The 23,738-nt window shown below is 70.5% G+C and carries 18 protein-coding genes; 5 read left to right on the plus strand and 13 right to left on the minus strand.

From position 1 onward, the window contains the following. Positions 1 to 34 precede the first annotated feature (34 nt). From OG507_RS03365 to OG507_RS03390, 6 genes are all read right to left on the minus strand, one after another. Positions 35 to 439 carry a J-domain-containing protein gene (locus OG507_RS03365; RefSeq protein WP_327365613.1) on the minus strand — a complete coding sequence of 135 codons (405 nt, stop codon included), beginning with the start codon at positions 437 to 439 and terminating at the stop codon, positions 35 to 37. A gap of 115 nt (positions 440 to 554) precedes the next feature. Next, positions 555 to 1,493, minus strand: coding sequence for a hypothetical protein (locus OG507_RS03370; RefSeq protein ID WP_327365614.1), 939 nt, complete (start codon positions 1,491 to 1,493; stop codon positions 555 to 557). Between the two features lie 158 nt (positions 1,494 to 1,651). Next, positions 1,652 to 2,449, minus strand: a complete 798-nt coding sequence (locus tag OG507_RS03375) for a tyrosine-protein phosphatase (RefSeq protein WP_327365615.1) — start codon at positions 2,447 to 2,449, stop codon at positions 1,652 to 1,654. A gap of 166 nt (positions 2,450 to 2,615) precedes the next feature. Next, positions 2,616 to 4,556, minus strand: a complete 1,941-nt coding sequence (locus tag OG507_RS03380; RefSeq protein ID WP_327365616.1) for an ABC transporter permease — start codon at positions 4,554 to 4,556, stop codon at positions 2,616 to 2,618. A 123-nt stretch (positions 4,557 to 4,679) separates the two neighbouring features. After that, the gene (gene modA / locus OG507_RS03385) at positions 4,680 to 5,486 is read right to left on the minus strand and encodes a molybdate ABC transporter substrate-binding protein (RefSeq protein WP_327365617.1); all 807 of its coding nucleotides are present in this window, start codon (positions 5,484 to 5,486) and stop codon (positions 4,680 to 4,682) included. Positions 5,487 to 5,532: 46 nt separating this feature from the next. Next, positions 5,533 to 5,928, minus strand: coding sequence for a TOBE domain-containing protein (locus OG507_RS03390; protein ID WP_327365618.1), 396 nt, complete (start codon positions 5,926 to 5,928; stop codon positions 5,533 to 5,535). Positions 5,929 to 6,136: 208 nt separating this feature from the next. Here OG507_RS03390 and mutA point away from each other — a divergent pair, with 208 nt between their 5' ends. Genes mutA through meaB form a run of 3 tightly spaced genes read left to right on the plus strand, consistent with a single transcriptional unit; the run spans position 6,137 to position 11,217 of the window. Beyond that, entirely contained in the window at positions 6,137 to 7,993 is a 1,857-nt protein-coding gene (gene mutA / locus OG507_RS03395; RefSeq protein ID WP_327365619.1) for a methylmalonyl-CoA mutase small subunit, read from the plus strand. Further along, complete coding sequence (gene scpA, locus OG507_RS03400; RefSeq protein WP_327365620.1) at positions 7,993 to 10,194, plus strand: methylmalonyl-CoA mutase; 2,202 nt, start codon at positions 7,993 to 7,995, stop codon at positions 10,192 to 10,194. The genes mutA and scpA overlap by 1 nt, the downstream gene beginning before the upstream one ends. A 12-nt stretch (positions 10,195 to 10,206) precedes the next feature. Next, complete coding sequence (meaB, locus tag OG507_RS03405) at positions 10,207 to 11,217, plus strand: methylmalonyl Co-A mutase-associated GTPase MeaB (protein ID WP_327365621.1); 1,011 nt, start codon at positions 10,207 to 10,209, stop codon at positions 11,215 to 11,217. 21 nt (positions 11,218 to 11,238) lie between these two features. On the opposite strand, the gene OG507_RS03410 is transcribed toward meaB, so the two are convergent. After that, positions 11,239 to 12,120 carry a GNAT family N-acetyltransferase gene (locus OG507_RS03410; protein ID WP_327365622.1) on the minus strand — a complete coding sequence of 294 codons (882 nt, stop codon included), beginning with the start codon at positions 12,118 to 12,120 and terminating at the stop codon, positions 11,239 to 11,241. Positions 12,121 to 12,468: 348 nt separating this feature from the next. On the opposite strand from OG507_RS03410, the gene rho reads away from it, so the two are divergent. Then, complete coding sequence (rho, locus tag OG507_RS03415) at positions 12,469 to 13,638, plus strand: transcription termination factor Rho (RefSeq protein ID WP_442810935.1); 1,170 nt, start codon at positions 12,469 to 12,471, stop codon at positions 13,636 to 13,638. 86 nt (positions 13,639 to 13,724) lie between these two features. Next, positions 13,725 to 14,723, plus strand: coding sequence for an aldo/keto reductase family protein (locus OG507_RS03420; protein ID WP_327365624.1), 999 nt, complete (start codon positions 13,725 to 13,727; stop codon positions 14,721 to 14,723). A 12-nt stretch (positions 14,724 to 14,735) separates the two neighbouring features. Here OG507_RS03420 and OG507_RS03425 read toward each other — a convergent pair whose 3' ends face one another. The 6 genes from OG507_RS03425 to OG507_RS03450 form a co-directional block, all read right to left on the minus strand. Then, entirely contained in the window at positions 14,736 to 16,097 is a 1,362-nt protein-coding gene (locus tag OG507_RS03425; protein WP_327365625.1) for an NAD(P)/FAD-dependent oxidoreductase, read from the minus strand. 131 nt (positions 16,098 to 16,228) lie between these two features. Further along, on the minus strand, positions 16,229 to 16,570 hold the full coding sequence (locus tag OG507_RS03430; RefSeq protein WP_327365626.1) for a hypothetical protein: 342 nt from the start codon (positions 16,568 to 16,570) through the stop codon (positions 16,229 to 16,231). A gap of 29 nt (positions 16,571 to 16,599) precedes the next feature. Beyond that, positions 16,600 to 18,330 (minus strand): aa3-type cytochrome oxidase subunit I, encoded by a 1,731-nt coding sequence (gene ctaD / locus OG507_RS03435; RefSeq protein ID WP_327365627.1) that lies wholly within the window; start codon positions 18,328 to 18,330, stop codon positions 16,600 to 16,602. A gap of 427 nt (positions 18,331 to 18,757) precedes the next feature. Continuing rightward, positions 18,758 to 20,977, minus strand: coding sequence for an NADP-dependent isocitrate dehydrogenase (locus tag OG507_RS03440; RefSeq protein ID WP_327365628.1), 2,220 nt, complete (start codon positions 20,975 to 20,977; stop codon positions 18,758 to 18,760). Positions 20,978 to 21,094: 117 nt separating this feature from the next. Then, the gene (locus tag OG507_RS03445) at positions 21,095 to 22,126 is read right to left on the minus strand and encodes a glutathione S-transferase family protein (RefSeq protein WP_327365629.1); all 1,032 of its coding nucleotides are present in this window, start codon (positions 22,124 to 22,126) and stop codon (positions 21,095 to 21,097) included. 11 nt (positions 22,127 to 22,137) lie between these two features. Further along, complete coding sequence (locus tag OG507_RS03450; RefSeq protein WP_327365630.1) at positions 22,138 to 23,652, minus strand: MFS transporter; 1,515 nt, start codon at positions 23,650 to 23,652, stop codon at positions 22,138 to 22,140. Between the last annotated feature and the right edge of the window lie 86 nt (positions 23,653 to 23,738).

The raw sequence follows: 23,738 nt of genomic DNA on the forward strand, positions 1-23,738 counted from the left end.
GGGCCCCTCCGCACGCAGTCGCGGACCGCCGGGGCTACGACGGGCCGCGTGCCGCGCGCCACTCCTCGACCACGGCATCGACGTCGAACGGCTTGACGTTCAGCAGGGGGCCCGGCGGGGGCCGCCTGATGGCCGCCCGGATCTTCTCGTTGATCTCGGTCAGCATGCGCCGCAGCTCGGCCTCCGTCCGCGTACCGGCCACGGCGTCGCGCACATCCTCCGCCTCTTTGCGCAGCGCAAGTGCCGGGGGAAGCATCGACACCCCCTCGCGCTGCATCTTCTGCTTGATCCACCAGGTCTCGTCATAGGGGGCGTCGAGGCTGTCGAGCGGCTTGCCGAATCCCGGCAACTGCGAGAAGTCGCCGCGCTGCTCGGACTCGCGGATCTGCTTGTCGACCCATGATTCGAAGCTGACGCCCGCAGGCTTGCGTTCGGTCAACGTACGCCCCTCTCGGAGGACTCGTAATCCGGTCCTTTCACGATACTCAGGGACCTTCGGAGCACTCACGGTGCCCACGTCGTCACTTCGCAAGGGGCCGCAGCGCGGCCCGGGTTCAGTGCGCGTGCCCGCCGGAGGTCGGGGCTTCGCCCTCCTGGCCGACGACGCCCTCCTGCGATGCCGCCGCCGGGACGGTGAACGCCGCCGTGCGGACCTTCCCCTCGTGCTTGAAGTCGAGGAAGAGCCTGTACGTGCCGGTGCTGGGCGCCGTCGCCGTGAAGGACACCCCAGGACCCGGGCCGCCCTCGTTCGGGTGGACGTGCAGATAGGCCAGGTCACCCGAGCGCAGGGCGACCAGATGTCCGTACGCGCCGAGATAGGGCTGCAGATCGATGACGGGACGGCCGTTCCTGGTGACGGTCAGTTTCAGCTCTCCGTCCCGGCCCGCGCGCAGTCCGCCGTCGAGTGCGACGCGGTAGCCGTCCACCTCCGCGATGGCGCGCGGGGACGGGAGGGCCGCGGGGCGGTAGGTGCCGGAGACGGCGAGGTCCGCGCCCAGCGTGAGGTTCTCCGCGCCCTCGGCCGCGGGCGTGAAGTCGGCGAACGCCCGGTAGCCACCGGCCTCGGGCAGGTCGACGGGGGTCGACCAGGTGCCGTCGGCCGCGCGGACGGGATGCAGGTGCCGGTATTCGGTCAGGTCGGCCGAGGCGAGGATGAAATGCAGTTCCTTGCCGTGCTCTCGCCGATAGGCGGTGACCTTGCGGCCCCTGTCGTCCTTGATGGCGAAACGTAGTTCGGTCCGGGCCCCGGCCCGTATCGCAGGCGTTTCGAGGGCCAGCGTGTAGCCGCCCTCGGATATCTGCAACCCGCCGGCCACCCGGTCCGCCGCTCCCTGAGCCCCGCCCTCCCCTCCCTCGGCGTGGCCGGCGTGCTGCTGTGCGGGGCGGTCCTCGGCGGCCACCAGGGGGCCGACGCCCCTGCCCACTCCGTACGCGGCCCCGAAGGTCGCGGCGAGCGCGGCGGTGAAGGCGGTGATCCTCAGCGCGTTGTTCATGACGGTGTCCTCCATCGGGTCCGTCGGGAGGCAGCGTTTCCCGACCTCCACAACATACCCCCTAGGGGTATCAAGTCAACCCGGGAGCACCCATGGATCCACGCCTCGCAAGGGACCGGCCGAGAAGGCCGACCGGGGGCCGGGCCCCGGCTTTCGCCTCAGGCGGGCACCACGAGCCCGCTGCGCAACCGCTCCACCACGGCCTGCGGGATTCGCAGCCCGTCGCGGACATACCCGTCGAGCCCACCCCACCGCTCATCCATGGCGTCCAGCGCCATCTGGAGATAGCGGGGGCGGACCTCGATGATCGCGGACGCGATCTCCGGGTCACCGCCCGCATCGAGGAAACGCTGCACATACGGGGCGTAGGCGACCCGCACGACCGGGTTCACCGCGAGGAATTCGGCGCGCACCACATCCCGTGACGCGCCGATCAGCATCAGGAGCACAGTCGTGGCCCAGCCGGTGCGGTCCTTGCCGGCCGTGCAGTGGAAGAGCACCGGGCGGGCACGGTCGTCGGCGGCCGTCTCGACAAAGGCACGGTAAGCGGCGGCGGCGCCCGGCGAGAGCACCATCTGCCGGTAGGTCTCGGCGAACATCTCCTCGGCCTTCCCGCTCCCCAGCACCTGCTCCGCCTCGATCGGGTCGGCGAGCAGCGCGCGCACCCGGGCGGGGGCCACGCCCGGGTTGTCACCGAGCACATCGGCGACGAAGAGCCGTGCGCCGGGGGGCAGCCGGTCGGGCGCCGCCGCACGCTCGTCGGCGGTCCGCAGATCGACGACGGTGCGGATGCCGAGCGCGGCAACCTCCCTGCACCCCGCCGCGTCGAGTCCGCTGAGCTGACCGGAGCGCAGCACGACGCCCGGGCGGACGCGATGGCCCGGACCCAGAGCGATGCCGCCCAGGTCGCGCAGATTGACGACGGTGGATGCCGCGACGGTCCTGGCGGTGTGCACGATGAACTTCCCCTTTTCCCGACGTATCCGCTTGATTCGACCTGACCGGATCAAACGTCGCACGCGGTCGGAAGATCGACAAAGGAAAACGCCGGAGGAGCACCGATCGACGGCACCGAACGCGATGAAGGAACCGTCGTCCCGCATTTCCGACGGCGCGTTTCGCTCACAGGGTGACGACGGTGACCTCGGTCGCCTTGACGCCGGTCCACACGGCCGTCCCCTCGCTCAGCCCCAGTTCGGCCGCCGCCTCGGGGGTGATCTCGGCGACGAGGTCCGGAGCCTCGTGGGAGACGATCACCACCCTGATCCGGCTGCCCACGGCGGTGAGTTCACGGACCGTGCCGGGCCAGACGTTACGGGGGCTTCCCCCGGGCCTGTCGTGGTGCACGGAGACCGCTTCCGGCGCGATGATCGCGAGCGCCGCCGTCCCCTCGGCGAGAGGGTCCGCGACGACCAGCCGGCCGCCGTCGGCGAGGGTGAGGGTGCCGTCGGGGGCGGCGGTCGCGGGCCAGGCGTTGCGGCCCAGCATCCGGGCCACCCACGGCGAGCGGGGGTGCCGGGTCACCTCGGCGGGTGCCGCGTACTGGAGGGTGCGGCCCTCTTCGAGTACGAGTACCCGGTCGGCCAGCGAAACCGCCTCCACGGGGTCGTGGGTGACGATCAGGCAGACGCCGCCGAACCCGGCGAGATGGGTGCGCAGGGTGTGCCGGACATGGGCGCGGGTGGTCTGGTCGAGGGCGGCGAGCGGCTCGTCGAGCAGCAGCAGCCAGGGGCGGGCGGCGAGCGCGCGGGCCAGGGCCACACGCTGGGCCTGGCCGCCGGAGAGCTGGGCGGGCCTGCGGTGGGCGAGATGGCCGACGCCGAGCCGGTCGAGCCACTGCTGTGCCTCGCGGCGGGCCTCGGCCCGGGGGACGCCATGGGCGCGGAGACCGTACGCCGTGTTCGTCAGCGCGCTCAGATGCGGGAAGAGCGCACCGTTCTGCGGCACCCAAGCGACCTGGCGGCGGTGCGGGGGCAGGGCTGTGACGTCGGTGTCGCCGAGCCGCAGTCGGGCCCGGGCGCGCGGGGTCAGGCCGAGGAGGGCGCGCAGGACGGTCGTCTTGCCCGCGCCGTTGGGTCCGACGACGGCGATCGTGGTGCCGGGCGCGGCGTCGAGGGTGAGCCGGGTGAAGCCGGTGACCTCGGCGTGCAGCGAGCGGCGTTCCTGCGGGGCCGGGGGCATCTCCCGGCCCGCGCGGGCCGCAGTGTCCGTATCGACCGCGTCGTCCACCGCCGGTTCGGGGCCGCGCGACCGGTCGCGTGGTGCCCCGGTCCAGCGCCCGCGCAGAGCGATGAGTACGGCCATGGCGATGGCGAGCAGCAGGAGCGACACGGAGGTGGCGGCCTCCGGGGAGTCCTGGAGCAGCAGATAGACCTGGAGGGGCAGGGTCTGGGTGGTGCCCGGCAGGTTGCCCGCGAAGGTGATGGTCGCGCCGAACTCGCCGAGCGCCCGTGCCCAGGTGAGCGCGGCACCGGCGGCGAGGCCGGGGGCGACCATCGGGAGGGTGACCGTGAAGAACACCCGGGCCGGTGAGGCTCCCAGGGAGGCGGCGGTCTCCTCGTAGGAGGGGCGCAGTCCGGCCAGTGCCCCTTCGAGGCTGATGACGAGGAAGGGCATCGCGACAAAGGTCGCCGCGACCACCGCGCCCGAGGTGTGGAACGGCAGCGTGATCCCGAAGGTGTTCTCCAGCCAGGGGCCGAGCAGCCCCCGGCGGCCGAAGCCGAGGAGGAGCGCCACGCCTCCGACGGTGGGCGGCAGCACCATCGGCAGAAGGACCAGCGAGCGGACGAGCGCCTTGCCGGGGAACTCGATCCGGGCCAGCAGCCAGGCCAGAGGAACCCCGAGCAGGAGCGAGAGGCCCAGGGCCCAGAACGAGACGAGCAGGGACAGCCTGAGCGCCTGTGTGACACCGGGGCTGGTCAGATGGGTGCCGAGGTCGGCCCAGGAGGTACGGGCCAGGATGCCGATCAGGGGCATCAGCAGGAACGCGACGGCGAGCAGCGCGGGCAGCGCCAGGACGGCGGGGGTGCGCGCGCCGGGCGTTCGGCTGCGAAGGGCTCTCATCGGAGGTTCCCGGGATCGGTCGGTACGTCGGTACGTGCGGAACTGGATCGGCCGTACGGGGGGGCCGCCCGTGGTTCTCCCCCGGCCCCGGCAGCCCCCTGTGCGGTGCGTACGGCGTGCCGGCTACGGCTGCTGGAAGCCCGCGTCCCGCAGGATCTTCTGCGCCTCGGGGCTGCTCAGCCACTTGACGAACGCCGTGGCGGCCGCCACGTTCCCTGACTGGCGCAGCGTGGCCGCCGGGTAGGAGGCGACGGCGTTCTGCGCATCGGGGATGTCGACGGCGTCGACCTTGTCGGTGGCCGTGGCGGCGTCCGTCTTGTAGACGATCCCCGCATCGGCCTCGCCCAGCTCGACCTTGCTGAGGACGGCGCGGACGTTGGGCTCCTGGGAGACCGGCTTGACGGTGAGCTTCTGCGCGTCGAGGACCTGCTCGCTGTATCGGCCCACCGGAACCTCGGGCGCGGCCAGGACCACCTTGAGCTTCGGGTCGGTCAGGTCCTTCAGGCTCGCGATCTTCTCCGGGTTGCCCTCCCCGGTGGCGATGACGAGACGGTTCCTGGCGATGACGGTGGGGGTGCCGGTGTCGGACTTCAGACCGTCCATCGTCTTCGTGTCCGCGGTGACCAGGGCGTCGGCGGGTGCGCCCTGCTTCACCTGGGCGGCCAGTTCCTGTGAGCCCGCGAAGGAGAACGTCACCTTCGTACCCGGGTGCTCCTTCTCGTACGCGGCGCCCGCGGTCTTGAACACATCGGTGAGCGAGGCCGCGGCCAGCACGGTCAGCCGGGCATCGGCGGCCCCGGACGAGGCCGCGGGCTTTCCGGCGGCGTCCTTCTTGTTGTCGTCGTTGCCGCCGCACGCGGCGAGCGGCACCAGCAGTGCTGCGGTCACGAGCGCGGCGGCGGCGCGGCGCCCGGTGAGGGTGGTCGTCATGGTGCCGGGCTCCTTGGAGTCGATGTGCGTCACGGGTGATGCGCGTTCAGACGCGGTCGATGTGCACGCTGGTGGACTTCACCCGAGCGGTGGCCTGCATGCCGACCTCCAGTCCGAGCTCCTCGACGGCCTCCCGGGTGAGCAGCGACACCAGCCGGTGCGGGCCTGCCTGGATCTCGACCTGGGCCGCCACGTCGCCGAGCTTCACTCCGGTGACGATGCCCGGGAAGGCGTTGCGGGCCGAGGTGTACGAGGGCTCGTCCTCGCCTCCCCCGCCCTGGCCGATCTCGATGGAGAACGCGGCCAGATCACGGCCGTCGATGAGCCTGCGGCCGCCTTCGTCGCGGTGGGTCGCGACCCGTCCGGCGTCCGCCCAGCGGCGGGCCGTGTCGGGGCTGACCCCCAGCAGGCGCGCGGCCTGTCCGATTGTGTAGGACTGCATGTGCGACAAGATATTCGGATTGATCTGGCAGCTGCAATCCATCCAGCTTATCTGTGGAGCAAATACCAGTCACGTTGGATGATGCACCAAGTCCGGAATCCGTCGTCCGGTTACGCGACCGTATGTGAAGGATCAAGTGCGTTCGGAGAGGGCAAGGTCACAGACGGAGCCTCTGCTGCTCGTCTGAGACCTGACCTAGCATCTGAGCATGACGGTCCTGCCTGCCGACGGGCTTTCGTTGGCCGCCGAATTCCCTCACCCCGCCCATGAGCAGTGGCAAAGCCTTGTCGAAGGCGTGCTGCGCAAGTCGGGCAAGGATGTTGCGGGTTCGGCCGCCGAGGAAGCTCTGTCCACCACGGTGGAGGACGGGCTCATCACCCGCCCCCTCTACACCTCGCGCGACAGCGCGCCCGATGCCGGATATCCGGGTTTCGCCCCCTTCACCCGCGGCGGCAAGGCCGAGGGCAACGCGACGGGTGGCTGGGACGTACGGCAGCGGCACACCCTGCCGGATCCCGCGCGCCTCAATGAGGCCGTGCTCGCCGATCTGGAGAACGGCGTCACCTCACTGTGGCTGACGGTGGGCGGCGGCGGCGTTGCGGTGTCCGCTCTGGCGGACGCGCTGGACGGCGTCTATCTCGACCTGGCTCCCGTGGTGCTCGACGCGGGCGGCGAACTCGACGCCGCGGCGGAGGAGTTGCTGCGGCTCTACTCCGCGCGGGGCGTCGACGCACGGGCCGCGCGCGGCAACCTCGGCGCGGACCCGCTCGGGCAGGCCGCCCGAAGTGGCGCCGAACCCGATCCGACGGCGGCGGTCCACTGGGCACAGCGGTGCGCGCGGGAGTTTCCCGGGCTGCGGGCCCTGACCGTCGACGCGCTGCCGTATCACGAGGCCGGCGGCTCGGCCGCCGAGGAGCTGGGCGCCTCGCTGGCGACCGGTGTCGCCTATCTGCGGGCGCTGACGGACGCCGGGCTTTCGGTGGAACAGGCTTGTGCGCAGCTGGAGTTCCGGTACGCGGCGACAGCCGATCAGTTCCTGACGATCGCCAAGCTGCGGGCCGCTCGGCGGCTGTGGTCCCGGGTGGCGCAGGTGTGCGGGGCAGCCGGTGCCGGGGCGCAGCGTCAGCACGCGGTGACGTCCTCGGTGATGATGACACGGCGCGACCCGTGGGTGAACATGCTGCGGACGACCCTGGCCTGTCTGGGTGCGGGTGTCGGCGGGGCCGACTCCGTGACCGTGCTGCCGTTCGATCACGCCCTGGGTCTGCCGGACGCGTTCGCCCGGCGCATCGCCCGTAACACGTCGACGATCCTCCTGGAGGAGTCGCATCTGGCCCGGGTGATCGACCCGGCGGGCGGTTCCTGGTACGTGGAGCGGCTCACCGCCGAACTGGCCGAGGCCTCGTGGGCGTTCTTCCAGGAGATCGAGCGGTCGGGCGGCCAGGCGGCCGCCCTGCGCTCGGGAATGATCGGCGAGCGTCTCGCGGCCACCTGGGCGGCGCGCAGCAAGGATCTGGCGCGGCGCAAGGAGCCGGTCACCGGCGTGAGCGAGTTCCCGCAGCTGGCGGAGCGTCCGGTGGAGCGCGAGGCGGGTCCCGACGCCGATGGCTCGTCGGGCGGTCTGCCCAGGGTGCGCCGTGACGAGGCGTTCGAGGCGCTGCGTGCCCGGTCGGACGCCCATCTCGCGGCGACCGGGCAACGGCCGCGGGTGTTCCTCGCCGCGCTCGGCCCGGCCGCGGCCCACACCGGGCGGGTGTCGTTCGCCTCGAACCTGTTCCAGGCGGGCGGTATCGAACCGGTCCATGAACCGGTGCAGGTCGACGCGGCAACGGCCGTGATTGCGTTCAAGTCCAGTGGGGCCGCCGTGGCGTGTCTCTGCTCCAGCGACGCGCTCTACGCCGAGCGGGCCGGGGCGGTCGCCGGGGCACTGCGCTCGGCCGGGGCGCAGCGGGTGTTCCTCGCGGGCCGGCCCGGTGAGTACCCCGGTGTCGACGAGTACGTCTTCGCGGGCTCCGATGTGGTGGCCGTGCTCTCTTCCCTTCTCGACCGTATGGGTGTGGCGTAATGCGTATCCCTGACTTCCGTGACATCGAGCTCGGACCGGGCGGCGCCCCCGAGGTGTCCGAGGACCAGTGGCGCGCCTCGGTGAAGGAGTCCTCCGGCAGTTCCGACGGCGATCTGCTGTGGGAGACCCCGGAGGGCATCGCGGTCAAGCCGCTGTACACCGGGCGCGATCTGGAGGGGCTCGACTTCCTCGGTACGTATCCGGGCATCGCCCCGTACCTGCGGGGCCCGTATCCGACGATGTACGTCAACCAGCCCTGGACGATCCGGCAGTACGCCGGTTTCTCCACCGCCGAGGAGTCCAACGCCTTCTACCGCCGCAACCTCGCGGCCGGGCAGAAGGGCCTCTCGGTCGCCTTCGACCTGCCGACCCACCGCGGCTACGACAGCGACCACCCGCGGGTGACCGGCGACGTCGGCATGGCGGGCGTGGCGATCGACTCGATCTACGACATGCGTCAGCTCTTCGACGGCATCCCGCTGGACAGGATGTCGGTGTCGATGACGATGAACGGCGCGGTGCTCCCCGTGCTCGCGCTGTACATCGTCGCCGCCGAGGAACAGGGCGTTGCGCCCGAGAAGCTGGCCGGAACCATTCAGAACGACATTCTGAAGGAGTTCATGGTCCGCAACACCTATATCTATCCGCCGAAGCCCTCGATGCGGATCATCTCCGACATCTTCGCGTACACCTCGCAGAAGATGCCGCGCTACAACTCGATCTCCATCTCCGGCTATCACATCCAGGAGGCGGGTGCGACCGCCGATCTGGAGCTGGCGTACACCCTCGCGGACGGGGTGGAGTATCTGCGGGCCGGTCGGGACGCCGGTCTCGACGTGGACGCGTTCGCACCGCGGCTGTCCTTCTTCTGGGCGATCGGCATGAACTTCTTCATGGAGATCGCGAAGCTGCGGGCGGCCCGGCTGCTCTGGGCCAAGCTGGTCAAGGAGTTCGAACCGAAGAACGCCAAGTCGCTGTCCCTGCGCACCCATTCGCAGACGTCGGGGTGGTCGCTGACCGCGCAGGACGTGTTCAACAACGTCACCAGGACGTGTGTGGAGGCGATGGCCGCCACCCAGGGACACACCCAGTCGCTGCACACCAACGCGCTCGACGAGGCCCTCGCCCTGCCGACGGACTTCTCGGCGCGGATCGCCCGCAACACCCAGCTGCTGCTCCAGCAGGAGTCGGGCACCGGCCGGGTCATCGACCCGTGGGGCGGCAGCGCGTACGTGGAGAAGCTGACGTACGACCTGGCGCGCCGGGCCTGGCAGCACATCGAGGAGGTCGAGGCGGCGGGCGGCATGGCGCAGGCCATCGACGCGGGCATCCCGAAGCTCCGGGTGGAGGAGGCCGCGGCCCGCACCCAGGCGCGGATCGACTCCGGACGCCAGCCGGTGATCGGGGTCAACAAGTACCGGGTGGAGACCGACGAGCAGATCGATGTGCTCAAGGTCGACAACTCCTCGGTGCGCGCCCAGCAGATCGAGAAGCTTCGCCGGCTGCGCGCGGAGCGCGACGAGCCGGCGTGCCAGGCCGCGCTGCGGGCGCTGACGGCGGCCGCCGAGCGGGCCCCCGGCCCGGGCCTCGAAGGCAATCTGCTGGCACTGGCCGTCGACGCGGCCCGCGCGATGGCGACCGTGGGCGAGATCTCGGACGCCCTGGAGAAGGTGTACGGGAGGCATGCGGGCCAGATCCGTACGATCTCCGGTGTGTACCGCAACGAGGCAGGCGAATCCCCTTCCGTGGACCGGACCCGGGCGCTGGTGGACCGTTTCGAGGAGGCCGAGGGGCGCCGTCCGCGCATCCTGGTGGCCAAGATGGGGCAGGACGGCCACGACCGCGGCCAGAAGGTGATCTCGACGGCCTTCGCCGACCTGGGCTTCGACGTCGACGTCGGCCCGCTGTTCCAGACGCCCGCCGAGGTGGCACGGCAGGCGGTGGAGGCGGACGTGCACATCGTGGGCGTCTCCTCACTGGCAGCCGGACACCTCACGCTCGTACCGGCGCTCCGCGAGGAGCTGGCCGCCGAGGGCCGCGAGGACATCATGATCGTGGTGGGCGGGGTGATCCCCCCGCAGGATGTCGAGGCGCTGCACGAGGCGGGGGCCGCGGCCGTGTTCCCGCCCGGCACGGTGATTCCGGATGCCGCCTACGACCTGGTCACGCGGCTGGGCGCCGCGCTCGGCCACGAGCTGTGAGCCGCTGACCCGATGCCTGTGAAGATCGACATCGACAGCTATGCGAAGGGGGTGCTCGACGGGAAGCGGGCGTACATCGCGCGCGCCATCACTCTCGTCGAGTCCACCCGTCCCGATCACCGGACACTGGCCCAGCAGTTGCTGCGCGAGCTGCTGCCGCACTCCGGGAACGCCCGGCGGATCGGCATCAGCGGTGTGCCGGGGGTCGGGAAGTCCACCTTCATCGACGCGCTGGGCACGATGCTCACCGGGCTCGGACACCGGGTCGCGGTGCTGGCCGTCGATCCGTCATCCAGCCGTACCGGCGGCTCCATCCTCGGCGACAAGACGAGGATGGAGCGCCTGGCGGTGGACCCCGCGGCGTTCGTACGTCCCTCCCCCACCGCCGGGACGCTCGGCGGGGTGGCCAAGGCGACCCGGGAGTCCATCGTGGTGATGGAGGCCGCGGGATACGACGTGGTGCTGGTGGAGACGGTCGGCGTCGGCCAGTCGGAGACGGCGGTGGCCAATATGGTCGACACGTTCCTGCTGCTCACCCTGGCCCGTACCGGCGATCAGCTGCAGGGCATCAAGAAGGGTGTCCTGGAGCTGGCGGACGCCATCGCGGTCAACAAGGCGGACGGCCCGCACGAGCGCGACGCCCGCGCGGCCGCGCGTGAACTGGCCGGCGCGCTGCGGCTGATGCACCCGGTGGACGCGGCCTGGACGCCCCCGGTGCTCACCTGCAGCGCCCGCGAGTCGACCGGTCTCGACACCCTGTGGGAGCGGCTCGAACAGCACCGGGCGCTGCTCGAATCGAGTGGCCGGCTCGCCGCGAAACGCCGTGACCAGCAGGTCGACTGGACCTGGACGATGGTGCGGGACGAGCTGCTGGAGAGTCTGCGCGGCCACCCGGAGGTCCGTGCGCTCACTCCGGGTGTCGAACAGCGCGTACGGAACGGCGAGTTGACGGCCACACTGGCGGCCGAGCAGATCCTGGGGGCGTTCCGGGGCACGGCCCCGGAGCCGGAGGGCAGTGGCTGAGCGGGCCGGCGGGCGGCGCGCCTACAGATCCAGCTGGTACTCGACGGACCTGTGCGTCGGCTCGTAGCCGAGCGCGTCGTTGATGCTCCGCATGTGCGTGTTGCTGTCCGCGGTGTCCGCCAGCAGCCCGTCGAGATCCGGGTGGCGTTCGCGGGCCTGCAGGATGGACCGTGCCTTCATCCACTGCGCGAGGCCGTGCCCCCGGTGTTCGGGGAGGACCCCGGTGCCGTAGTGCTGGGCGTCGCCCTTCCCGTCGCCGGGGACGACCAGTTCGGTGAAGCCCGCGATCGTGGAGTCGGACTCGTCGACCGCGGCGACGGTGTGGAGCAGCTCGCCACGGGCGGCGACGGCCGCCGCCGCGGACCGGACCCGGTCCACGTCCCAGACGACCGTGCCGTAGTCGGTGTCGTCCATCGGCATGTCGTCCATGGCCCGGCGCGACGCGGCGAACGTCCCCGCGAGCCCGTCCGGGACGGTGCCATCCCAGGAGACGAGGCGGTAGCCCGGATGCGGCTGCCCGACGATCGCGCGGAGGGCCGCGGTGTCGGCCTTCGCCAGCGGGAGGCGCGCGTACGTCAGGGTCAGCACCTTGCGCAGCCCCTTGGCCCGCAGAAAATGATCGCCGGAGGAACCGGCCTCGACCTGGGTGACGACGCTGCGTCGGCCCTCCGCGCGGGCTGCCGCGACCGCCGCGTCCAGCAGCTGTGAGCCGACGCCGGCCCGGCGCTCGGCCGGGTGGACGTGGAGTTCCAGCTCGGCGAGGTGGTTCTGGCCCTCGCGGGTGAAGACACGCAGGAAGGCCGAGCCCGTGGGGCTGCCGTCGGGGTCGGACGCCAGCCACGCCAGCCGGTGGCTCGCACCGGTGCGATCGGGGTCGGTCAGTGCGGTGATGCGAATCGGCAAGATGACTCCTTGGCGCCGGGGACGCCGGTCTTAAGGGGGCGGGCGCGCGGCCCGGAGAACCACATCACTCCGCGCGCCCCACGGCAACCGGTTATCGCGGCCGTCGCCGCCGACCCGGCGAGCGCGCGCCGTGGTACGGTGCAGTTGGTACATGTGTACGCCTCGATTCGGGGCGCCGGTGCCCATCCACCTTCGCAGAGCTGCTGCGCCCGTCCCATCCGACCGGCGATCCAGCTTTCCCGCGCCACCTCCTCCAGTCCGGTACGGGCCGTTCCCGTCCGGGCTTTCCTCCCCGTCGTCCGGGGCGTGCTTTCTTCCGCCCCCTGCCGGCCGGGCCCCTCATTCGCCATGTCCGCGAAAGGACCACTCCGTATGACCAGCACCCTCGAACACCCCGTCATCCAGCAGGAATCGCCCACCGAAACCGTGGGCGTGCTCGACATCACGCACCAGGGGCACGGCACACTGCGCGTCCGCGGTGACCACCCCTCCCCCGGCGACGTACAGGTCTCCGCCGCCCTGATCCGCCGTCACGGCCTGCGCAGGGGCGACCTCGTCGAAGGGCTCTGCGACCGCGACCGGCCCCGCACCCTGTCCGGGGTCGAACGGGTCAACGGCCGCTCCCCGCAGGCGCTGCGCGGCCGGCCCCACTTCCGTGACCTCACCCCGCTGCACCCCCGACAGCCGCTGCGTCTGGAAACACCGTCCGGCGGCCCGGCGATGCGCCTCGTCGATCTGGTCGCTCCCATCGGCAAGGGGCAGCGCGGACTCGTCGTCGCCCCGCCCAGGACCGGCAAGACGGTGCTGCTGCAGCAGGTCGCCGCGGCCCTCGCCGCCAACCACCCCGAGTGCCATCTGATGGTGGTGCTGCTCGACGAACGCCCCGAGGAGGTCACGGACATGCGCCGGTCCGTACGGGGCGAAGTGCTCGCATCGACGTTCGACCGGCCCGCGAAGGAGCACATCGCGCTCGCCGAACTCGCGGTCGAACGCGCCAAGCGTCTGGTCGAGCAGGGCCAGGACGTCGTCATTCTGCTGGACTCCCTCACCCGGCTGTGCCGCGCCCACAACAACGCGTCGGCCTCGGGCGGACGCACCCTCAGCGGCGGTGTCGACGCGTCCGCCCTGCTCGGCCCCAAGCGGCTCTTCGGTGCCGCACGCCTCACCGAGGAGGGCGGCTCCCTCACCATCCTGGCCACCGCGCTGGTGGAGACCGGCTCCCGCGCCGACGACTACTTCTTCGAAGAGCTGAAGAGCACCGGCAACATGGAACTCCGGCTCGACCGCACACTGGCCGACCGACGCACCTACCCGGCCGTGAACATCCCGGCCTCCGGCACCCGGCGCGAGGAACTCCTCGTCCCGGAGGCCGAGTTGAGGGCGGTACGCGGACTGCGGCGCGCACTGCACTCCCGGGACCCGCAGACGGCGCTCGAAACGCTGCTGGACCGGATCCGGCACACCACGGACAACGCGGCCTTCCTCCGTACGGTCCACCGCACCGTCCCGGATGCCTGAGCCTGCCGGGCCGGAGCCGGACGGCGCCCTAGCATGGGCCAGCCCTTGCACGATCCGTTCCTCACGCACACAGGAAGAGCAGGCGCATGGAATTCCGCCGACTCGGCCGCAGCGGTCTGACCATCAGTGAGATCGCTTACGGAAACTGGCTCACTCACGGCTCCCAGGTGGAGGAGGACGCGGCGGTCGCCTGTATCCGCGCCGCCCTCGACACCGGGATCACCACCTTCGACACGGCGGACGTCTACGCGGAGACGCGGGCCGAAGCGGTCCTCGGCCGGGCGCTCAGGAACGAGCGCCGCGAGGGCCTTGAGGTGTTCACCAAGGTCTACTTCCCGACCGGTCCGGGACACAACGACCGGGGGCTGGGCCGCAAGCACATCATGGAGTCCATCGACAACTCGCTGCGCCGCCTGCAGACGGACTACGTGGACCTGTACCAGGCACACCGCTACGACCACTCGACCCCGCTCGAAGAGACCATGGAGGCGTTCGCCGATGTCGTCCGCTCCGGCAAGGCCCTCTACATCGGCGTATCGGAATGGACGGGCGACCAGCTGCGCGACGCGCATGGACTGGCCCGCGAACTGCGGGTGCCGCTGATCTCCAACCAGCCTCAGTACTCGGCGCTGTGGCGGGTCATCGAGAGCGAAGTGGTGCCCGCCTCCGAGGAGCTGGGCATCGGTCAGATCGTCTGGTCGCCGATCGCCCAGGGGGCGCTCACGGGCAAGTACAGGCCCGGTGCGCCGCTCCCGACGGGCTCCCGTGCGACGGATGAGAAGGGCGGCGCGAGCATGGTCGCCCGGTGGCTGCGCGACGACGTGCTGGAGCGCGTCCTGCGGCTGCGGCCGCTCGCCGACGCGGCCGGTCTCAGTCTTGCTCAGCTTGCGGTCGCCTGGGTGCTGCAGAACTCCAATGTCTGCGCCGCGATCATCGGCGCCTCCCGGCCCGAGCAGGTGACGGAGAACGCCGCGGCGGCGGGCGTGACACTCGACGAGGAGCTGCTGAAGGGCATCGACGACATCCTGGACCCGGTGGTGGAGCGGGACCCCGGACTGACGGCCGGATACGAGAGCAACAGCTGATCCGACCGGTGGTCAGGTGCCGGTGTGCAGCGTGGCGGTGTGCTGGCGGACCTGGGCCGGTGTGAGATAGGAGTCCGTGTGCTCGAAGTCGCGCAGCGTACCCGGCATGCGGGCCTGGAAGCCGGTGCGTACGAAGTCGTCGCCCGCGATGGCGTTGAGCATCCAGTTGGTCATGACCCGCGCCTTGGCCACGTTGGTCCGCAGCGCCGACCAGTGGTAGCCGCGGGCGACGGCCTGCGCGGTGATCCCGCGCATCTCGATGCCGATCGGCTTGGAGACCGCGTCCTTGCCGCCGAGGTCCACGACAAGACCCAGGTCCTTGTGGACGTACGGCTTCATCGGCTGGTGCCGCAGCGTGGCGATGAGGTTCTCGGCGAGCCTGCGGCCCTGGCGCATGGCGTGCTGCGCGGTGGGCGGGCAGACCGCCCCGCCGCCCTTGCTCAGGTCCGGTACGGCCGCCGCGTCGCCGAGGGCGAAGATGCCGTCGAAGCCCGGCAGGATCATCTCGGGTGTCACCGCCAGCCGGCCGCGTACCGTCTCGGCGTCGAATGTGGCGACCAGCGGACTCGCGGTGACTCCCGCAGTCCAGATCAGGGTGCGGCAGGGCACCACCCGGCCGTCGGTGAAGGTGACCTTCTCCGGCCCGGCCTCGGCGACCGAGACACCGAGCGACACCTCGATGCCGCGTGCGCGCAGCACCTCCAGGGCGCTCCGGCCGAGCTTGTCCCCCAGTTCGGGCATCAGTTTCGGGGCGATGTCGATGAGATGCCACTTGATGAGCCTGGGGTCGAGCCGTGGGTAGTACTTGACCGCGCTGGTGGTGAGGCGCTGCAGACAGGCGGCCGTCTCGGTACCCGCGTATCCGCCGCCGACCACCACGAACTGCAGGCGCGATGCCCGCTCGCTCTCGTCGTGGCTGGCGTCGGCGAGGTCGAGCTGAGCGATCACGTGGTCGCGTACGTACGCCGCTTCGGCCAGTGTCTTCATGCCCCGGGCGTTGTCGAGCAGGCCCGGGATGTCGAAGGTGCGGGTGACGCTTCCGGGACTGAGCACGATGTAGTCGTAGGGCTCGTAGACGACCTCGTCGGTGATCTTGCGGATGACGCAGATCTTCGCCTTGGGGTCCACTCCGATGGCCCCGCCCGGGATGATCCGGGTGCGGTGCTTGCGACTGCGGCGCAGCGACACCGCGACCGACTGCGGGGTGAGCACCCCCGCCGCCACCTGCGGCAGCAGGGGCAGATAGAGCTGGTACGAGAACGGGGCGACGAGCGCGATGTCCGCCTCGCCGGAGTTGAGACCGCGCTCCAGTCGGCGCACGCACTCCACCCCGGCGAATCCGGCGCCGACAACGAGAATCCTGGGTCGTGCCACGGTCTTCGTCCCTTCTCGGGCCTGCACGGTCGTCCGTTCGCCTGCCCCGTCGCACGCGCCCGTCGTCTCTCATCCTTACGAGCCGCGTGCGACTTCGCCCGCTGGGGACGGCGGACGGACGACACCACCGGTCAGCGGGCCAGGAGGGTGACGGCCGTACAGGTGCCGCCGACCGCGCTCACGAGCACGACACCGGCTGCCACACAGCGCGCCTTGAGCCGGCGGTAGCGCGCGTCGTACTCGCCGCGCAGTTCGGTGGCGCGGACGGAGATACGGCAGAGCATGGCCCGCGAGGCGGCGACCCGGTCCGCGGTGTAGGCCCGTTCCACGTCCTCGCGCTGTGCGTCGGTGAGCCAGGGCAGCGCGTCGGTGAAGCGGCCGGCCTGCCGTCGCGCCTCCTCGACCTCGGCGTTCCACAGCAGATAGCCCTCCAGCTGTGCCAGTCCGCGGGCGCTGTCCTTGTCGGGGTCCACTCGCTCCTCCTCTCCCGGGGCCGCCGTGCTCACGCCTGCTGGTCCCCGGGGGCCCACGTCGTGCCGGTGTCGGTGCGGTTGAGGGCTTCGTCGAGGGCGCGGACCGAGGGGTGGTGCAGGTCGAACGCCGGGGATTCGGAACGGATCCGCGGCAGGGTGAGGAAGTTGTGCCGCGGCGGCGGGCAGGAGGTCGCCCACTCCAGCGAGCGGCCGTAGCCCCACGGGTCGTCGACACCGACGTTCTTGCCGTACTTGGCGGTCTTCCACACGTTGTAGAAGAACGGCAGCATCGACAGGCCGAGCAGGAACGAGGAGATCGTCGAGATCGTGTTCAGCGCGGTGAAGCCGTCCGCCGCGAGGTAGTCCGCGTAGCGGCGCGGCATGCCCTCGGCGCCCAGCCAGTGCTGTACCAGGAACGTGCCGTGGAAGCCCACGAACAGCGTCCAGAACGAGATCTTGCCCAGCCGCTCGTCCAGCATCTTGCCGGTGAACTTCGGCCACCAGAAGTGGAATCCGGCGAACATCGCGAAGACCACGGTGCCGAAGACGACGTAGTGGAAGTGCGCGACGACGAAGTACGAGTCCGAGACGTGGAAGTCCATCGGGGGCGATGCCAGGATCACACCGGTCAGACCGCCGAAGAGAAAGGTGACCAGGAAGCCGATCGACCAGAGCATCGGTGTCTCGAAGGACAACGACCCCTTCCACATCGTGCCGATCCAGTTGAAGAACTTCACACCGGTCGGTACCGCGATGAGGAAGGTCATGAACGAGAAGAACGGCAGCAGCACACCGCCGGTGACGTACATGTGGTGCGCCCACACGGTCACCGAGAGGCCCGCGATGGCGATCGTCGCGCTGACCAGACCGATGTAGCCGAAGATCGGCTTGCGGCTGAAGACCGGGAGGATCTCGGTGACGATCCCGAAGAACGGCAGAGCGATGATGTACACCTCTGGATGGCCGAAGAACCAGAAGAGGTGCTGCCACAGCAGCGCACCGCCGTTGGCCGCGTCGAAGACGTGCGCACCGAACTTGCGGTCCGCCTCCAGCACCAGCAGGGCCGCCGCGAGGACCGGGAAGGCGAGCAGGACCAGCACAGCGGTCAGCAGGACGTTCCAGACGAAGATCGGCATGCGGAACATCGTCATGCCGGGCGCGCGCATGCAGATGATCGTGGTGATGAAGTTGACCGAACCGAGGATCGTGCCGAAGCCGGAGAAGGCCAGACCCATGATCCACATATCGCTGCCGATGCCCGGGGAGCGGACCGCGTCGGTCAGCGGGGAGTAGGCGAACCAGCCGAAGTCGGCCGCACCGCCCGGGGTGAGGAACCCGGCGACCACGATGATCGAGCCGAAGAGGTACAGCCAGTACGCGAACATGTTCAGCCGCGGGAACGCCACATCGGGCGCGCCGATCTGCAGCGGCATGATCCAGTTGGTGAATCCGGCGAACAGCGGCGTCGCGAACATCAGCAGCATGATCGTGCCGTGGATCGTGAACGCCTGGTTGAACTGCTCGTTCGAAACGATCTGGATCCCGGGACGGGCCAGCTCGGCGCGCATGACCAGGGCCAGCACACCGCCGACGATGAAGAAGGCGAACGATGTGACCAGGTAGAGCGTGCCGATCGTCTTGTGGTCGGTGGTGGTCAGCCACTTGATGACGACGTTTCCCGGTTCCCTGGCCCGGACCGGAAGCTCGTTCGCGTACGCCTCCTCTTCCTCTGCTGCCCCTGTTGTGCCCGTCGTCGTCACTGGGACGCTCCTTCGATTGTCATTCGCGGGTGGGCTGAGCACCCGGCAGGGGCGCCGCCTCCACGGGGCCGGCCGACAGGCGGGTCGCGCGCGCGTCACGCCAGATTTCCAGGTGCAGCAAATCAGCCGCGGGGCCGCTATGCGCGGCCCTGCGCCCGCGGTGGCGCGACATTCACCCGTCAGGGCGTCCCCGGGTCCGCGCCCGGGACCGCGCGCACCCCGCCGATGCCGGTGCGGACTCGGGCAAGGGTGCCGGACGTTCCGGAGCGGACCGAACTCCCCTACCCCTCAACGCTGTTGCCGGGGTGCACAGAACCGCTCGGTGTCGGGGCAGGACATGGAACCGCCCCGGTCGGGCATGGTGCCGACCGGGGCGGTAGGGGCGGGTGCGCGTCGGAACACGCGCCCTCTTTCCGTGACTGCTTCGTCAGCCGATGGAGGCGATCGCCTGCGTGAACGTCGCCGACGGACGCATGATGGCGGCGGCCTTGGCCGGGTCGGGCTGGTAGTAGCCGCCGATGTCGGCCGGCGAGCCCTGCACCGCGATCAGCTCGTCGACGATGGTCTGCTCCTGCTCGGCCAGCGTCTTCGCGAGCCCGGCGAACGCCTGCGCGAGCTGCGCGTCGTCGTTCTGCTGCGCCAGCTCCTGGGCCCAGTAGAGGGCCAGGTAGAAGTGGCTGCCGCGGTTGTCGATGCCGCCCAGCTTCCGGGTCGGCGACTTGTCCTCGTTGAGGAAGGTCGCGGTCGCGCGGTCGAGGGTGTCGGCGAGCACCTGGGCACGCGCGTTGTCCGTCGTCTGCGCGAGGTGCTCGAAGCTGGCGGCCAGCGCGAAGAACTCGCCCAGGCTGTCCCAGCGCAGGTAGTTCTCCTTGATGAGCTGCTGGGCGTGCTTCGGGGCGGAGCCGCCGGCGCCCGTCTCGAACAGGCCGCCGCCGCCCATGAGCGGCACGACGGAGAGCATCTTCGCGCTGGTGCCCAGCTCAAGGATCGGGAACAGGTCGGTCAGGTAGTCACGCAGGACGTTGCCGGTGACCGAGATGGTGTCCTCGCCGCGGCGGATGCGCTCGATCGAGAACGCGGTCGCCTTCTCCGGCGACATGATCTCGATCTGCAGGCCGTCGGTGTCGTGGTCGGCGAGGTACGTCTTGACCTTGGCGATCAGCTGCGCGTCGTGGGCGCGGTCCTCGTCGAGCCAGAACACGGCCGGGACGCCGGTGGCGCGGGCGCGGGTGACGGCGAGCTTGACCCAGTCCTGGATCGGCAGGTCCTTGGCCTGGCACATGCGGAAGATGTCACCCGCACCGACGACCTGTTCCAGCACGACGTCGCCCTTGCCGTCGAGGACCCGCACCGTGCCGGTGGTGGGGATCTCGAAGGTCTTGTCATGGCTGCCGTACTCCTCGGCCTTCTGCGCCATCAGGCCGACGTTGGACACCGAGCCCATGGTCGACGGGTCGAAGGCGCCGTGGGCGCGGCAGTCGTCGAGGACGACCTGGTAGACGCCGGCGTAGCTGCTGTCGGGGAGGACCGCGAGGGTGTCGGCCTCCTTGCCGTCCGGGCCCCACATGTGACCGGAGGTGCGGATCATGGCCGGCATGGAGGCGTCGACGATGACATCGCTCGGCACGTGCAGGTTGGTGATGCCCTTGTCGGAGTCGACCATGGCCAGCGCGGGGCCCTCGACGAGCTCGGCCTCGAAGGACGCCTTGATCTCGGCGCCCTGCTCCACGGAGTCCAGGCCCTTGAGGATGGTGCCGAGGCCGTCGTTCGGGGAGAGACCGGCCGCGGCGAGCGCCTCGCCGTACTTGGCGAAGGTGTTCGGGAAGAAGGCACGGACCACGTGGCCGAAGATGATCGGGTCGGAGACCTTCATCATGGTGGCCTTGAGGTGGACGGAGAACAGCACGCCCTCGGCCTTGGCGCGGGCGACCTGCGCGGTGAAGAACTCGCGCAGGGCGGCGACGCGCATGACGGCCGCGTCGACGACCTCACCGGCGAGCACCGGCACGGACTCGCGCAGCACGGTGGTGCTGCCGTCGTCACCGGAGAGCTCGATGCGCAGCGAACCGGCCTCGGCGATGACCGTGGACTTCTCGGTGGAGCGGAAGTCGTCGACGCCCATGGTGGCGACGTTCGTCTTCGAGTCGGCCGACCAGGCACCCATGCGGTGCGGGTGCGCCTTGGCGTAGTTCTTGACCGAGGCGGGGGCGCGGCGGTCGGAGTTGCCCTCGCGCAGCACGGGGTTCACCGCGCTGCCCTTGACCTTGTCGTAACGCGCGCGGACGTCCTTGTCCTCATCGGTCTGCGGGTCGTCCGGGTAGTCCGGGAGCGCGTAGCCCTGCGCCTGCAGCTCGGCGATGGCAGCCTTCAGCTGCGGGATCGAAGCCGAGATGTTCGGCAGCTTGATGATGTTGGCCTCGGGCTTCTTGGCCAGCGCGCCGAGCTCGGCGAGCGCGTCGTCGATGCGCTGGCCCTCCTCAAGGCGCTCGGGGAAGCCGGCGATGATGCGCCCGGCCAGCGAGATGTCACGGCTCTCGACATTGACCCCGGCCGTCGAGGCGTACGCCTGGACCACGGGCAAGAACGAATACGTCGCCAGGGCCGGGGCCTCGTCGGTGTGTGTATAGATGATGGTCGAGTCAGTCACCCTGTGCTCCGCTCCACGTCTGCAACATTGCTTGACATCAAGATATCTCGTGATCGCTGCCGACTCGACAGGGCCCTGCTCCCCCTGCTCCGGCGGGGGCCGCCGCGGGCGCGGGGGTCAGGGACGCCCCGACGGCGGGACTTCCTCCCCCGGCGGCACCGGCCCCGGCGGGGTGCCTTCGCCGAAGGGGCGTCCGCCCAGTTCTTCCCGGTGGTGCGGGGTCAGCCAGCCCGAGAGATCGGGTCCGACGGGCACGATGCCGGTGGGGTTGATGCCGGAGTGGACCTGGTAGTAGTGCTGCTTGATGTGGTGGAAATCGACCGTGTCGCCGAATCCGGGGGTCTGGTAGAGGTCCCTGGCGTACGCCCACAGGACTCGGTCCTCGGTCAGCTTCGAACGGTTGCACTTGAAGTGTCCGTGGTAGACGGCGTCGAAGCGCACCAGCGTGGTGAACAGCCTGATGTCCGCTTCGGTGAGGGTTTCGCCGACGAGATAGCGCCGGTCGGCCAGACGCTCGGACACCAGGTCCAGGCGTCGGAAGACATCCCGGTACGCGCTCTCGTACTCGGACTGCTGCGCCGCGAAGCCCGCGCGGTACACGCCGTTGTTCACGTCGCGGTAGACGCCCTCCATGACCTCGTCGATCTCGTCGCGCAGGGCTTCGGGATACAGGTCGGGCGCTCCCGGCCGGTGCAGCGCGGTCCACTCGGTCGCGAAGTCCAGCGTGATCCGCTGGAAGTCATTGGTGACGAGCCTGCCGCTGGGTACGTCGACGATCGCGGGCACGCTGACCCCGCCGGGATAGTCCCGCTCCCGTGCGTTGTACGCCTCGCTCAGGTACCGGATGCCGAGCACCGGGTCCTTTCCGCCTTCGTCGAGGGTGAAGCGCCAGCTGCGGTCGTCCTGGATCGGATCGGTGATCGCCAGCGAGATGGCGTCCTCCAGCCCCAGGAGCCGCCGGGAGACGACTGCGCGGCTGGCCCAGGGGCACGCGCGGCTGACGGCCAGCCGGTAGCGGCCGGCCTCGACGGGCCAGCCGCCCCTGCCGTCGGCGGTGATGCGGTCGGCGAAATGGCTCCTGGACCGTTTGAAGGCCTTGTGCCCGTACGCCGCGTTGGCGTCTTTCCCGGTGCCGGCGGTCGTGCTCATCCCGCTCTCCTTCATGGCGTTCTCCCTACGGACGGACTGCGGACGGACCGGTGCTTATGACGTCGGCTGCGGCGCTCCCCGCGTACCTCTGCCAGTCCGATGAGAAGGGCGACCAGGACGAAGGCGACCGCGACGACGAGCCCGTGGTCGTACGCGGTGGACCACCCGTCGCCGTCCAGTTGGGCGAAGAACATCGAGCCGACCGCGGCAATCCCGATCGCCGACCCGACGCGCTGGGCGGTCTGGAGGGTTCCTCCCGCGCTCCCCGCGTCGGCCACCGGTACGCGGGTGAGGGTCAGCGCCTGGTTCGGGGCGATGACCAGGCCGCTGCCCAGGCCGGCCAGGAGCAGCGGAGCCGCCATCGCCCACCCCACGCCCCGCCCGGGCACCAGATGCACGGCCAGTGCGGTGCCCGCCAGCCCCACCGTCACCGTGGTCAGCCCGACGACGACGAGGGGGCGTCCGAAGCGGCTGACCATGCGTCCGCCCGGGGTCGCCGCGACGGCCGCGCCGAGGGCGAAGGGCGTGATGGCGAGTCCCGCCTGCAGGGCGGAGTAGTGCAGGCCGCTCTGCAGATAGAGCGTGGTGATGAAGAAGATCGAGGTGAATCCGGCGAAGTACAGCAGGATCAGCAGACAGCCCAGCCAGTAGGAACGGACCCGGAAGAGCGACAGGTTGACGACGGGTTTCGTGCCGCGTCTGCCGCACCGGGACTCCCAGCCGACGAAGGCGGCGAGCAGCGCCACGGCCACCACGACCAGCAGCCACTTGCGGTCGCCCGGCCATTGCTGCGACTGGACGAAGGGCAGCAGCAGGGCCAGTACGCCCGCGCCGAGGAGCAGCACGCCCAGGGGGTCGAGGTCGCGCAGACGCACCGGGCCGGCCGAGGGGGTGTCCGGGAGCAGGCGCCGGGCGAGCAGGAGGCACACGGCGCCGAGCGGCATATTGACGTAGAACACCCAGCGCCAGCCCTCGTCGGCCCCGGCCGCCTGGATCAGCAGCCCGCCCGAGAGCGGGCCGACGGCGGTGGAGATGCCGACCACCGTGCCGAACATGCCGAAGGCCCGGCCGCGCTCGTCGCCGGAGAACATCTGCTGGATCAATGCCGAGATCTGCGGCGAGATCATGCCTCCGGCGAGGCCCTGTACCAGGCGGGCGATCACCAGCCACTGGCTGGACTGAGCCGCTCCGCAGGCAGCCGACGCCAGGGTGAACACGGTCAGCCCGGCCATGAACACGGCGCGGCGGCCCCGCGCGTCACCGAGCCGCCCCGCCGGGATCAGGAAGAGACCGAAGGCCAGCGAGTAGCCGGACAGGATCCACTGCAGGTCGGACTCCGGGCTGTGGAGCCCTTTCCGGATCGACGGCAGGGCGACATTGACGATGGATACGTCCAGCAGGGTCATGAACCCCGCGATCAAGCACACTGCGAGGGCCTTCCAGCGGCGCGGGTCGGGGGTGCCGGGGCCGGAGGCAGAGTGACCGTCCCACCCCGCAGCGCCCCGGTGGGCTGCACTCTCTGCCATGGCTCGCACCCTAGGACGAACCGACCCGATTACCCGTCCCGGCAGGGCCGCTGCGGCGGTTTTTCCGGCATCCGTCGCAGTGGACG

It is taken from the genome of Streptomyces sp. NBC_01217 (assembly GCF_035994185.1).
Classification (GTDB): domain Bacteria; phylum Actinomycetota; class Actinomycetes; order Streptomycetales; family Streptomycetaceae; genus Streptomyces.